The organism is Cellulomonas sp. NTE-D12, from assembly GCF_027923705.1.
Classification (GTDB): domain Bacteria; phylum Actinomycetota; class Actinomycetes; order Actinomycetales; family Cellulomonadaceae; genus Cellulomonas.
The window spans coordinates 1,746,679-1,759,200 of record NZ_AP026442.1 but is presented as its reverse complement, the minus strand read 5'-3'; the positions used below and the strand labels follow the sequence as shown (position 1 = coordinate 1,759,200).

Annotated in this window: 11 protein-coding genes and 1 tRNA gene; 8 read left to right on the top strand and 4 right to left on the bottom strand. The window is 71.4% G+C overall.

Going from position 1 to position 12,522, the window contains the following annotated elements; genetic code table 11:
- Positions 1-33: 33 nt before the first annotated feature.
- Positions 34-669 carry an ANTAR domain-containing response regulator gene (locus QMF98_RS08090; RefSeq protein WP_291757639.1) on the bottom strand — a complete coding sequence of 212 codons (636 nt, stop codon included), beginning with the start codon at positions 667-669 and terminating at the stop codon, positions 34-36.
- 135 nt (positions 670-804) lie between these two features.
- On the opposite strand from QMF98_RS08090, the gene QMF98_RS08085 reads away from it, so the two are divergent.
- Positions 805-878: transfer RNA gene (locus tag QMF98_RS08085), tRNA-Leu, on the top strand.
- 168 nt (positions 879-1,046) lie between these two features.
- Here QMF98_RS08085 and QMF98_RS08080 read toward each other — a convergent pair.
- The gene (locus QMF98_RS08080) at positions 1,047-2,126 is read right to left on the bottom strand and encodes a YncE family protein (protein WP_337975461.1); all 1,080 of its coding nucleotides are present in this window, start codon (positions 2,124-2,126) and stop codon (positions 1,047-1,049) included.
- Between the two features lie 53 nt (positions 2,127-2,179).
- Between QMF98_RS08080 and QMF98_RS08075 the strand changes: the two genes are divergently transcribed.
- Complete coding sequence (locus tag QMF98_RS08075; protein WP_337975460.1) at positions 2,180-2,584, top strand: hypothetical protein; 405 nt, start codon at positions 2,180-2,182, stop codon at positions 2,582-2,584.
- A 37-nt stretch (positions 2,585-2,621) separates the two neighbouring features.
- On the opposite strand, the gene QMF98_RS08070 is transcribed toward QMF98_RS08075, so the two are convergent.
- The gene (locus QMF98_RS08070) at positions 2,622-2,822 is read right to left on the bottom strand and encodes an excisionase family DNA-binding protein (protein WP_337975459.1); all 201 of its coding nucleotides are present in this window, start codon (positions 2,820-2,822) and stop codon (positions 2,622-2,624) included.
- 27 nt (positions 2,823-2,849) lie between these two features.
- Positions 2,850-5,651, bottom strand: a complete 2,802-nt coding sequence (gene mobF / locus QMF98_RS08065; RefSeq protein ID WP_337975458.1) for a MobF family relaxase — start codon at positions 5,649-5,651, stop codon at positions 2,850-2,852.
- Positions 5,652-6,404: 753 nt separating this feature from the next.
- On the opposite strand from mobF, the gene QMF98_RS08060 reads away from it, so the two are divergent.
- From QMF98_RS08060 to QMF98_RS08035, 6 genes are all read left to right on the top strand, one after another.
- On the top strand, positions 6,405-7,199 hold the full coding sequence (locus QMF98_RS08060; RefSeq protein ID WP_337975457.1) for a phosphatase PAP2 family protein: 795 nt from the start codon (positions 6,405-6,407) through the stop codon (positions 7,197-7,199).
- Positions 7,196-7,885, top strand: coding sequence for a DedA family protein (locus tag QMF98_RS08055; RefSeq protein ID WP_337975456.1), 690 nt, complete (start codon positions 7,196-7,198; stop codon positions 7,883-7,885). Before QMF98_RS08060 ends, QMF98_RS08055 begins: the two co-directional genes overlap by 4 nt.
- A gap of 3 nt (positions 7,886-7,888) precedes the next feature.
- Positions 7,889-8,554: a response regulator transcription factor gene (locus tag QMF98_RS08050; RefSeq protein WP_337975455.1), complete on the top strand. Its 666-nt coding sequence runs from the start codon at positions 7,889-7,891 to the stop codon at positions 8,552-8,554.
- Positions 8,551-9,573 carry a sensor histidine kinase gene (locus QMF98_RS08045; RefSeq protein ID WP_337975454.1) on the top strand — a complete coding sequence of 341 codons (1,023 nt, stop codon included), beginning with the start codon at positions 8,551-8,553 and terminating at the stop codon, positions 9,571-9,573. Before QMF98_RS08050 ends, QMF98_RS08045 begins: the two co-directional genes overlap by 4 nt.
- Positions 9,574-9,771: 198 nt before the next feature.
- Entirely contained in the window at positions 9,772-12,000 is a 2,229-nt protein-coding gene (locus QMF98_RS08040) for a putative bifunctional diguanylate cyclase/phosphodiesterase (RefSeq protein WP_337975453.1), read from the top strand.
- A gap of 188 nt (positions 12,001-12,188) precedes the next feature.
- On the top strand, positions 12,189-12,515 hold the full coding sequence (locus tag QMF98_RS08035) for an ArsR/SmtB family transcription factor (RefSeq protein ID WP_337975452.1): 327 nt from the start codon (positions 12,189-12,191) through the stop codon (positions 12,513-12,515).
- The last annotated feature ends 7 nt before the right edge of the window (positions 12,516-12,522 follow it).

Below are 12,522 nucleotides of genomic sequence, written 5' to 3'. Positions count from 1 at the left end.
TCGGGGGGACGCGCGACGCAAGGCCGCACGAGCTCAGGAGGCGCTGCCCCCGCCGACCTGCTCGATGACGGCGTCGGCGACCTCGCGCATCGTCAGCCGCCGGTCCATCGACGTCTTCTGGATCCAGCGGAACGACTCCGGCTCCGTCAGGCCCATCTTGGTCATCAGCAGACCCTTGGCACGGTCCACCCGCTTGCGGGTCTCGAACCGCTCCGCAAGGTCCGCGACCTCCGACTCGAGCGCCGTGATCTGCGCGTAGCGGGAGATCGCGATCTCGACCGCGGGCAGCAGGTCCGCCGGGCTGAACGGCTTGACGACGTATGCCATCGCCCCCGCGTCGCGCGCCCGCTCGACCAGGTCGGTCTGGGAGAACGCCGTCAGCAGCACCACCGGCGCGAGGTGCGCCTTGCCGATCTTCTCGGCGGCGGAGATGCCGTCGAGGACGGGCATCTTCACGTCCATCACGACGACGTCCGGCTTGAGCTCCGTGGCGAGCGCGAAGGCCTCCTCGCCGTTCCCCGCCTCGCCGACGACCTCGAAACCGGCGTCCCGCAGCGTCTCGACGACGTCCATGCGGATCAACGCCTCGTCCTCGGCGACCACCGCACGCCGCGCGGGCCGGGCCGCGGGCGCCGGGCGCTCGGCCTCGGTGCGGGTCGGGGTGGTCAGGTCGAGGTCGGCTGCCGCGCCGGGCGTGTCCTTCGGGCTCACGGGCACAGCCTAGTCGGCGTCGTGGCCAGGACCCTCGCGCCCATCGCAGCACGCCGTGTGGTGCTCACCACGGGCACTATCCTTCGCAGCACGGCCCCGATAGCCCAACCGGCAGAGGCGTTCGGCTCAAACCCGATCCAGTGTGGGTTCGAATCCCACTCGGGGCACAGCTCTGACCTGCGAGAACGTGCTGGCGTGTCATATACGTGTCACAAGGTCGATCGCACGGGTACCGCTGCGCACCGCTCGGCGCAGCGGCGCCAGGCCCCTCGAGCCCTGGGGCGGGTCTGACGACCACGCTGATGGACCCCACCGGCGAACGGGGGTGCTGCGCTCTAGTCCTCGACGTAGGGGACGAGCAGATTCCCCGCCTGCCAGTCGCGAGCCACCAGCTGGTTCGCGAGCTTGGCGGCCGTGAGGGGCTGACCACCGGTCCTCCAGCGGCGGACGACACGGAGGCTCTCCGGGTCGAGGCTCACCACGTCGCCTGATCCCGGGCGTGCCACCACGAGCTCGTCTTCGTCGTGCGACATCCACACGTCGCCGAGGAACATCCGAACGCCGTCGTGCCCGGCGACCTGGCCCAGCCATCGGTCCTCGACGGTGAGCGATGTGGCATCGAGCCTGACCACGGTGTCGTAGTCCACCGCCCACAGCTCTGACCCGTTGGCACGAAGGAAGGGCATCGGGTTGCCCCCACGGCCCGCCAGAGGCACCTCGCGGATCACCGAGAGGTCCGTCGGGTCGCAGAGCACGAGCTCCGAGCTGCGCTGGACTCCGAAGAGATACTTCCCGTTCGGGAGCTCCAGCGCGGACACGACGCTCTGGTACCCGAGGTCGTACGTGTCGAGGCTGAACCAGTCCAGTCGGCGAACGCTCACGTCGTGCACGCCGACCTCGACCAGGAAGTAGCCTGCGGCACCCGTGGCGTCCTCGTCGAGGTAGCCGACGAACAGCCGACGGTGGCCACGAAACGCGCCAAGGTCACCGTCGACGTGCGCCGTCCAACCGTGGACGTCGACGGCGACGAGCGGATCGGCCAGGGCTGACCACGACCGCACGGACAGCGCGACTCGGCCGCCGAAGCCGTGCTGGACGAGAACGGAATCGACGCCGTCGCCAGCCGCCAGGCGGAGGTGCGTGCCACCGTCGACGGGAACTAGGTCGTGCGTCTGCGTGGCGCCGTCGAGACGCCAGATCGCGCCCTCGTCCACCCACCCGAGGTTCGACAGCAGAACATCGTCTCGGGGGCTGGTGATCACGGGGCAACACTGGCGCAACCGGGATGCTGGGCGCGAGGCAGCGTCCCCGGTCCCCCGCCTCCCGATATGACGCGCCGGGTGAAGTCGCGTCGGCGACGCAAGAGCGCCTTCCGTCAGTGAGCTGAAGCCGCTCCACGGCGGATAGGGCCTCACTACGGTCGATCTACGCGGCGACGACGCCGAAGCCCTCCCACCTGGGAGCAACGATGCAGACCGACCTACGAACAGACGACGCTCAGGCGACGGGCGCGGGCCGTCGGGTGGTGATCGGACTCCTGGTCCTGGCACTCGCAGCGACGGCCCTGGTGATGCTGCTCACGTCGCATCACGGGCGCGTCTCAGCTCAGGTTGTCGGCTACTCGGCGTCTGCGGACGGCAGGCAGCTGTCCCTACGAGTCCAGCACGGCACCCCGGGCTGCGATGACGACGTCCAAGTAGCCGTCAATGAGTCGACCGAACAGGTCACCCTGTACGCGTCGGCGCGGAGCCTCGCTCAGGTCTGCGATGCCGCGGCGCTCATCACGTCATTCGAAGTCACTCTCCAGACACCGCTCGGCAAGCGGACGGTCGTCGACGGCGCACACAACCACAGCCCCGTGGCGTCGTCCTGACGTCGGGACACTTGGTCGGCATCAGTTCGGCCAGCGTCTACGCGTCAGTCCAGCGCCGTACGGGCCGCAGCAGCTTGTCGACCTCGTCGCGGCGCAGGCGCAGGCTGCGTCGGCCGAGTCGGAGGGCGGGCAGGGTGCCGTCGGCGATGAGGCCCCGGATGAATCGGGTGGTCACGCGCAGCCGGTCGGCGGCTTCGGTGACGGTGAGCAGGTCGTGCTCGGTGCTGAGGGCGGTCATGGTTCCTCCTCGGTCGGGTGGTGCGGATTAGCGGGTCAGGACGGGCGGTTCGGGCAGGACCGGTACGGGTGGGGTCGTGGACGGTCTCGCCGGGACGGGCAGCGGGACGTGCAGGGGCCGGTCGGGGTGGTGCTGGTCCCAGGTGTCGGTGGCCGAGGTCTCCAGCCGGGTGGTGGCCAGGATCTGGGTGAGCACCTCTTGTGGGCTGGGCAGCTGCTCCCCCGGCAGGCACTCGGCTCCTGGGGTCGTGGTGGCCAGGTAGAGGTGGTTGGCGTGCCGGCCGCGGCTCATCGCCACGTACAGGTCTTCGCGGGCGGTCCCGGGTGCGACGAGGTTGTGCGTGAGATCGACGGTGAGGCCTTGGGAGCGGGCGGTGGTGGTCGCGTAGCCGAGCTCGACGTGTGCGGCCACGTACCCGGCGGGCAGGCGGGTGGGGGCGCCCTCCGTGTCGGTGACATCCAGCGACCCGTCCGGGTGGGTGGCGGTGACGTGCCAGAGGGTGCCGTTGCGAACCCACCGGTGATCCCCGTAGGTCAGGTGCCGGTCGTTGCGGCGGGTCACCACCTGATCCCCCGCCCCGGCGGGCAGTCCGTCGGCGAGTGTCACCGAGATGTCACCGACAAGTCCCTCGGTACGAAGACGGGCGTGGATCCGCGCGTTCAGCTCGACGGCTGTGGCCGTGTCGACGGTCTGCGCGATGACCTGCTCACCGCTGGTGAGGGCGGTGGCGGTGGCGTCGGCGACCCGGTCGAGCAGGTCGTCGTGGCTGCCGACCTGGATGCGCTTGTGTCGGGCATAGTCGTCGATCGCGATGGTCGACCCGTGCCGTAGGGCCAGGACGGCGCGGGCTTCCCAGGGGTGGGTGAACCGGCGCAGGGAGGCCAGCTGGGCGGTGGGGCCGCGGTTGGCGAGCATCGCGAACGCCCCACCGGCGTCGATCGCCCCGCGCTGCAGGGGGTCGCCGACGAGCAGGATCTTGGCCCCGGCAGCGGCGGCCTGACCGGTCAGGTGGGCCAGGGTGCGGGTGTCGGCCAAGGATGCCTCGTCCACGATGAGCAGGTCGTTGCGGTGCAGCCGCCAGCGCTCCTGCTCCCCGGTCAGCTGGTCGACCCGGGCCCGAACGGTCAGCGGCGCTTCTCCGGCGTATCCGGCGGTGCGCAGGGCGTGGGCGCGGGCGACCGCGCCGGAACCGACGGACTCGTGCAGCCACTTGGCCGTCGTCTCGGCCCGGACTCCGATCGCCGTGCCAAGTACGTGTGCCGCGGTCGCCGACGGGGCCAGGGCGATCACTTGTCCGAGCCGGTGCTCCGGCCAGATCGCCGCCAAGGTGCCCAAGGTGGTGGTCTTCCCGGACCCGGCCGGGCCGACCAGGACGTCCAGGCCGGCCAGCGACTCGGCGACTGCCGTGACCGCGCCGGCCTGATCTGGACCCAGCCCGGCGACGAACGCGGCCACCTGCGGGTCCAGCGGCACGCGCAGGCGGCGGGTGCCGGTCGGGGTGGCGGCGTCCAGCAGGAGCCACTCGGCCCCGAGCAGCTCGGCGGTGGTGTACTTCTCCTCCCCGCGCCGGACGGGCCGGTCCGGGACCGGCGCATCCAGACGGATGCACCCCTCGACCGCCTGGGCCAGCAGCTGATCTGTGAGCGCGAACCGGTCGGCCGGGGAGGCCATCGGCAGGTGCTCCGACGCCCGCAGGACGCTGGCTGCCAGGTTCCACGTCGACCACACCGACCGACGCGTGGACGCGTCGAGCAACGCCCCGGCGACCAAGTCGGCGCGGACGTGCGGGCCTACGTCGTGGGCGTGCAACGCCCGGCCGTACGCCCCGGACAGCGCGGCCGCGGCCAGGTCCACCGGTTCGAGACCGGTCAACGCGCGGGCCCGGTTCGCCCACTCGGCCAGCAGCTCCCGCAACGAGCGGACGACCTTGGCCGGCCGGGTCGCCCGGGTCAGCCGTTCACGCGCTTGGGTCGTTTCCACTCGCGATGGGGCTCGACCGGTTCGGGACCGGAACGTGTCCGACCAAGACTCCAGCCCGGCGGCGATGGTCCGCGACCGCGTGGAGAACTCCGCCAGCAGACCGTCGGGCAGTCCGTCCAGTTCGAGGGCGGGGTTGTGGGACTCGCCGCGGTCCCGCCAGGACCACGAGACCGGCAGCCGGCGGGCGGTCTCGTCGGTGACCAACGCGTCATACAGCTCCGAGACCGCCACGGCCGCCTGGTGCACGGTCGCCCCGTCGATCGAGCGCCACGCACCGTCGACGCCTTGTACCCGGTTGGCCACCACGACATGCGTGTGCAGGTTCGGATCCCCCGCCCGCGAATCCCAGTGATCGAACGCCGCACCGATCAGGCCCCGGGCCTTCAGCTGGTGGGCTCCGTCGTGCCCGACCCGAGTCCGCAGCACCGACGCCTCGACGAACCCCAAGGCCTGGCCTATCGCCGCCTCGTGCGCAGCCGCGACCGCCGCGCGCGTCGGCTCGTCGCCCAACGCCCACAGCACCGACGCCGACTTCGGCGCCGTGAACGTCAGGTCGTAGCCCGCCACCTTCAACCGCCGTCCGATCGGCTCGGCAGTGAGTGGATCTCGGCCGTCCCGGAAGATCGCCTCCAGCGCCCGCTCGTGCACCCGGTCCCCCACACGCACGCGCAGCCCGGCACCTCCCAGCGCCTCCACGCCGCGGCCGACCCACCGGCCGGGTGGGTTGCCCGTCGCTGCGTAGTAGGCAGTTGGCGACTGGCCCGCCGGCGCGGCGCCGTCGTGGACCGCCACATGCCGGGTCAGGTACCGGAACCCCTCGGCCCCGACCATCTTGTGGATCGACAACACCTCGCACCCCCAGGCCCACGGAGTCGAGCAGGGGCTCGTCTCCTACAAGCGGGAGTGCGGAGCGCGTACCAACACACGACGGGCTGCACCGAGCAGAACCGCACACCCCTCCAGCAACAGGTGTGCACCGTCGCGCGAAGACGCGACGGAGAACCGCACACCAGCTTCAAGAGGTACGTGTGCATCGGCACGTCAACACGCTCCGCCGCAGCCTCCTAGACCGGCAGTCCGGGTCCATCGGGTTGGCCGCGACCGCCGGCACCTGCCGGCGGGATTCACACCTACCGTGACGCCGCGCCAGGCCTGCAAGCACGGCGAAGCCACGAGTCGTCGCACGGGTAGCGCCGTCCGACCTCATCGTTGGTGACGCCCTAGCGATCGCCGATCATGGCTCCTCCTCAACCGCTCCTCCCAACGGACCGGCCTGTCGTGCCCACGTATGGTCGCTAGTCGATTCCGGCTGTCAACCTCCAGGAAGCGGTGCAGCACTTGCGCGCCCCCGGACCAAGAGCGGACCCCACTGGGTGGACGCACGCTGCGGCCGTCACCTTCACCTGCTGGTCGTCCGCCCCGGTCTTGCCGTGGCGCGTCATAGCTGCGCAGGCCGAGTACGCGCCCGACGAGCGTCGAACGGACGCGGCCTGCTGAATTGCGAGGGCACTCACCGTCCGGGAGCCGCGACCGGCGGTCGGCTTGGCGGTTTCTTGGCGACGTCACGGGACGCTGGCTGGGACCCTGCAGGAAGGCGGTCCCGTGAGCGGCAGCACCAGCAACCTCCCGTCCGTCAGCACCCCACCGCCCGCACACCGGGCGCGGGATGCACGCGACCCGGTCCCCGAAGGCCGGCAGGCCGTCCCTGCTGCAACCTCCCGAGCCCGGTCCGGCCCCGCGCAGGCCGTGCCGGCCGGCGCCGGGCTGGTGGTCGTGCTGCTCGTAGGCCTCGTGGTCGCTCCGCTGCGCGCGTGGACCACGGCCGAGCTGAGCGTCGTCCAGTGGCTCTCCGCGCACCACACGCCGGCGCTCGACGCGGTCACCGGGGTCATCGGCACGCTGGCCTCGCCACCAGTCGGCCTGGGGCTGCTCGTCGTGCTGTGCGCGGCGGGCGCCCGCCTCGTCGGGGTGCGCCGGGCCGTGGTCCTGCTGGGCGTCGCCGGCCTGACGCTCGCCGGCGGGATCGTGCTCAAGGTGCTGGTGCACCGGCCGCGTCCGGACGTCGCCCTGCTCGCCTCGCCGCCGCCGGTGGACACGAGCTTCGGCTACCCCAGCGGGCACACGACGGTGGCGGCGGTGCTCGTGCTGACCGCCCTGGCGCTGCTCGGCGGCCGTCGCAGCCGCCTCTGGGCGCCGGTCGGGGTGCTGCTGGCGGTCGTCGTCGCGGCGTCCCGGGTCTACCTGGGCGCGCACTACCCGCTCGACGTCGTCGCGGCCCTCGTCTACGCGGTGTCCGCTTTCACGCTCGCATCCGTCCTGGTCACGACGACGCCGGCCCAGCGCGCGCTGGCGCTGGTGCGCCTCGACACCCCCGCCCACGAAGGAGACCACGCGTGATCTCGTCCCTGGTCGCAGGAGTGTCCGGAGGTGTGTCCACCGGGCTCACCACGGGCCTCTCGATCTCCCCCGAGCCCTTGCTGCACACCCTCGGCCCGTGGGCGCTGGTCGGCATCGCGGTGATGATCTTCATCGAGTCCGGGGTGCTGTTCCCGTTCCTCCCGGGCGACTCCCTGATCCTCACCGCGGTGCTGCTGCGCGCCCAGCTCGGGCTGTCACCGTGGGCGATCGCCGGCGTCGCGCTGGCCGCCGCGGTGGTCGGTGACCAGACCGGCTACGGGTTGGGCCACCGGTTCGGGCGTCGGTTCTTCCGCGACGACGCCCGCGTGCTGACCACCGCCCGGCTGGCGGAGGCCGAGCGGTTCTTCGACCGGTACGGCCCGGTGTCGCTGGTGCTGGCGCGGTTCGTGCCGATCGTGCGCACCTACGTGCCGCTGGTCGCGGGCACCGCCCGGCTGCGGTACCGGCGGTTCGTCGTCTGGAACGTCACCGGCGCGCTCCTCTGGGTGGTCGGCCTGACTCTCGTCGCCCTGCTGCTGGGCGGCATCCCGTTCGTCGCCAAGAACATCGACCTGCTCGCGATCGTCGTCGTGGTCGTCTCCGTCCTGCCCCTGGTGGCCACGGGTCTGCGCCGACGCGGCCAGAATCAGGACCGTGAGCTGGTGGACGCCGACCGGGAAGCGTGAGCCATGACGGTGCCCACCCGCCGCCTGTCCCTGCTGCTCCTCGAGGACGATCCGCGCCTCGCCCCCGTCGTCGCCGAGCTGCTGTCGGACGTGTACGACGTGACGCTCGTCGGCGACGGCGGCCTCGCGCTGGAACGAGCGTTGACCGGTGAGTTCGACCTGCTGGTGCTCGACCGCCGCGTCCCCACCCTCGACGGCCTCGAGGTGGTGCGCCGGCTGCGCGCCCGCCATGTCGCCACCCCGGCGCTGCTGCTCACGGCCCTGGGCACCACGGCGGACGCGGTCGCCGGCCTGGACGCGGGGGCCGACGACTACGTCGTCAAGCCGTTCGAGCTCGACGAGCTGCTCGCCCGCCTCCGCGCGCTCACCCGCGACCACGCCGGCCCGCAGCAGCAGCTCGGCGCGTGGACCTACCGCCCCGGCTCCGGTGAGATCCACTCGCCCTACGAGGGCCGGATCCTGCTGACCGTCCGCGAGGACGCCCTCCTCGCGATGCTGGCCGCCGAGCCGGACCGGGTGTTCAGCCGCACCCAGATCCTCACGGCGGTGTTCCCGCACGGCGAGGCGGAGGGCACCGTCGACGCCTACGTGCACTACCTGCGGCGCAAGACGGACCGGGACCTCATCGAGACCGTGCGCGGCCGGGGCTACCGGCTGGGTCACCCGTGAGCGACCGCGCGCGCCTGTCCGCGGACGCCCGCCGGGCGATGCGCACCTCCGTGGTGTCCATCGGCGTGGCCGTCGCCGTCACCGCGGCCGTCCTGGTCGCGGGCGTGCTGACCGTCACCGCCCTGTACCTGTGGCTGGAGTCGACACCGGCGGAGCGTGCCGAGCCGCCCAAGCCAGGCGACCTGACGCTGTCCATCGACGCCGGCCACGTGCTGCTGGGCCTGGCGCTGGTCGGTGGCGCCGCGGTGGTGATCGCCGGCGTGGCCACGCTGTTCATCGCCCGCCGTGCCGTCCGGCCGCTGGAGGACGCCTTCGACCGGCAGCGCCGGTTCGTCGCCGACGCCAGCCACGAGCTGCGCACCCCGCTGACCGTGCTGCACGCACGGATCCAGCTGCTGGGGCGCCGCGCGGGCCCGGAGTCGGAGGCCGCACCGGTGGTCCGGGAGCTGGCCGACGATGCGCAGAACCTGATCCGCATCGTCAACGACCTGCTGGCCGCCTCCGACGAGCCCGGCGCGACGCCTGGCCCCGCGCCGGACGAAGGCACGGACGTGCACGCCGTGGTCGAGGACGCCGTCTTTACCGCCCAGACCTCTGCCGGTCCGGCACGGCTCGCCGTTGTGGTGGACTCGGCCGCAGAACCGCTCGCCGTCCGCATACCGACGGCCGCGCTCCGCGAGTGCGTCCTCGCCCTCCTCGAGAACGCCTTCCGTCACTCGCCTGCCGGCGGCGCGGTGCGGGTCGCCGTGGCGCGGACCGGTCGCTTCGTCTCGGTCGACGTGCACGACGACGGCCCCACCCTGAGCGCTGCAGAGGCGGACCGGCTGTTCGACCGCTTCGCCCACCGCCCTCCGCCGCCGACCGCCCCGGTGCCGGGAGCGCCTCACCGAGCTGCTCCGGCACTTGGCCTGTTCCTGGTACGCGAGACGGTCGCACGGCACGGCGGCACGGCCGCGGCGATGCCGGCCACCGACCCCGACGGCGGCACAACCATCCGCATCCTGCTGCCCGTGGCCTGACCGCGCCGGACGGTGGCCAGCGGGCCTCCGGCCCGGTCCGTCGTCGACGACCGGAAAGCGATCTCGTCCGGTGGCGCGCCCTCACTCTGGCCATTGCCGAGCCAGACGCCGTCGTCCTGCGGTGGTAGTGGACATGCGTTCAGAACTGTGGCGCCTGGGCCGATGTGTATCGACGTGGATCGCTGCCGAAGGGGCTACGTGCTGGCAGTGGTCGTGCTGGCGGCGGCGTGGGTCGTCGCCCCGACCGCGCTGTCCCGCGACGTGCTCTATGAGCTGATCGGCTTGGTCGCGGTCGCGGGAGTCGTGCTGGGCACAGTCGTGCGGGCGCCCCGTTCGCGGGTGGCGTGGTTGCTGACGGCAGCGGGAGTCCTGCTGCTCGTCGGCGGAGACGCGATGTACTCCTGGTACCAGGACGTCCTCGGGGTGAACCCGTTTCCCTCTCCGGCCGACGCGGTGTACCTGTCCGCCTACCCGGTGCTCGCGGGCGCGCTCATGGTTCTCGTGCGCTCCCGCGGCGCGGGGCGCGACCTGGTCGGGATCCTGGACGCAGCTGTCGTGACTCTCAGCCTGGGCTTGGTGGCGTGGATCGTGGTGGGCGCTCCGATCGTCGCCGAGCAGGGTGTGACACCGTCGAGCCTGCTGTCGATGGCGTACCCCGCTGCGGACGTGATGCTGCTCGGTGTAACCGCTCGCCTCACGTTCGGTCGTGGTCACCGGCCTCTGGCCTACCGGCTGCTGGTCGCGTCCATCGTGTTGCTCACCGTGGCGGATGGCGCTTACACGCTGCTGGGCAGCACGGCGGCGGCGTCGTCGCGGTGGCTGGACGCGACGTGGTTGACTTCGTACGTCCTCGCTGGTGCCGCCGCCTTGCATCCGACGATGGTGGATCTGTCCGAGCCGGCGATTCAGGAGCGCCGTATCACCGGGCGCCGGCTGGCGGGTCTCACCTTGGCCATCCTGGTCGCCCCGACAGCCGAACTGCTGGAGCTGCTCAACGGCACGGGTCGGAATCTGTGGGCCGTCCTGATCTTCTCGACCGCGCTCATGGCCGTGGTGCTCAGCCGGTTGCAGCTGGCCCTGCACCAGGCCCAGCGCGCAGTCCGGCAGCGCGAACAGCTGCACGACCGCCTGGTGCACCAGTCGGCCCACGACTCGTTGACCAAGGCCACCAGCAGGGCGCACTTCTTGGACGCCATCGAGAACCGGTTGCGCGCGCTGGACGCGGCCGAGAACCCGGTCGGCCTGCTCTACCTCGACCTGGACCACTTCAAGCAGGTCAACGACACCTTCGGGCACGCCGTCGGAGACCAGGTCCTGCAACGGGTGGTGGACCGCATCCGACACGTCGTACGCGCCGACGATCTGGTCGGTCGGGTCGGCGGCGACGAGTTCGTCGTCCTCGTGCACGACGCCAACTCCGAAGGCCTTCTCGTGGACATCGCCACACGGCTGCTGAAGGCCATCGAGCGGCGCATGCAGGTCGGGGAGCACTCGCTGTGGCTGTCCGCCTCGATCGGCGTGGCTCGTTCGCAGCCCGGCATGGACGAGCCCGACGAGCTGATCCGCAACGCCGACGCCGCCGCATACCAAGCCAAGTCCGAAGGTCGCGCACGCGTGCAGGTCTTCGGTGAGCAGCTTCGCGAGGAGCTGCGCGAGCGGGCTGACGCCGAGGACGCCATCCGACGCGGGATGGCCGCCGGGGAGTTCCTCTTGTACTACCAACCACTGGTGGAGCTGAGCACCGGGACGGTCGTCGGCTATGAAGCGCTCGCCCGCTGGCAACGTCCCGGGCACGGGCTGGTGCAGCCTTGCGACTTCATCCCCGTGGCCGAACGTAGCTCGCTGATCTGCGACATCGGACGCTGGGCCTTGACGACCGCCGCCGCGCAGGCTGCCGCCTGGGATCACGACAGCCGACCGCACACGCAGATGTCCGTCAACATCTCTGGTCGACACCTGGCTTCCAGCGTCATCGTCGACGACGTCCTGGACGCGTGCGGGGCGGCGGGCATCGCCCCCGAACGGCTGGTTCTGGAGGTCACCGAGACCGTGCCGCTGGATGCACCAGTGATGCGGGCGCAGCTGATCGCGCTGCGGCGACTAGGTGTCGAGATCCACATCGACGACTTCGGCACCGGCTACACCTCCATCGGGCAGATGCGCAACCTGCCCGCGTCAGCCCTCAAGATCGACCGTAGCCTGATCGCGCTCGACGACCCCGGAGCTCGCGAGCTGGTCGCCCTTGCTGTGCACGCCGCACACGCAGCCGGGCTGAAAGTCGTGGGCGAAGGCGTGGAGACCCAAGCGGAGCTCAGCGCACTGCAGGACGTGGGCTGCGACCTGGTCCAGGGCTTCCACCTCGCCAGACCGGCGCCGGCCGAGCAGATCGTCCCGCCCTCCCCTGCCTCCGACCTGGTGACGCAGTAGGCGAACGCGCTCGTCCCGTGAGCGAGTCGAGCATCCTCCTGTGACCGTAATCGCCCCGTGCGACGGCAGCTCGGCGTCGAGCGCGGCCCATCCCTCGCGTGCTGCACCCGGCTCATGCGAAGTCGTCCACTTGACGACCCAGTTGGGTAAGTGAACACTTACCGTTCGTGGTGACTAACGGGTCCGCGGTGCCGTGGGACGTTCTCGGTGACGCCTCGCGGCGGCAGATCATGTCCGTGCTGGCCCAACAGCCCAGTGCGGTGGGTGAGCTCGCCGATCGGCTGCCCATATCTCGGCCGGCGGTCTCGCAGCACCTTCGTGTGCTCAAAGACGCCGGCGTCGTCGTGGGCGAGGTGAAGGGCACCCGTCGGGTGTATCGAGTTGACGCGGTCGCGTTGAGCGCGATGAAGGACCAGATGGACACCTTCTGGCAGCGCACCCTGGCCGGGTTCTCCGAGGTCGCGCAGGAATCGGCCGACAGCAAGCAGCGCAAAGCGAAGGGACTTCAGGAATGAGCGACGT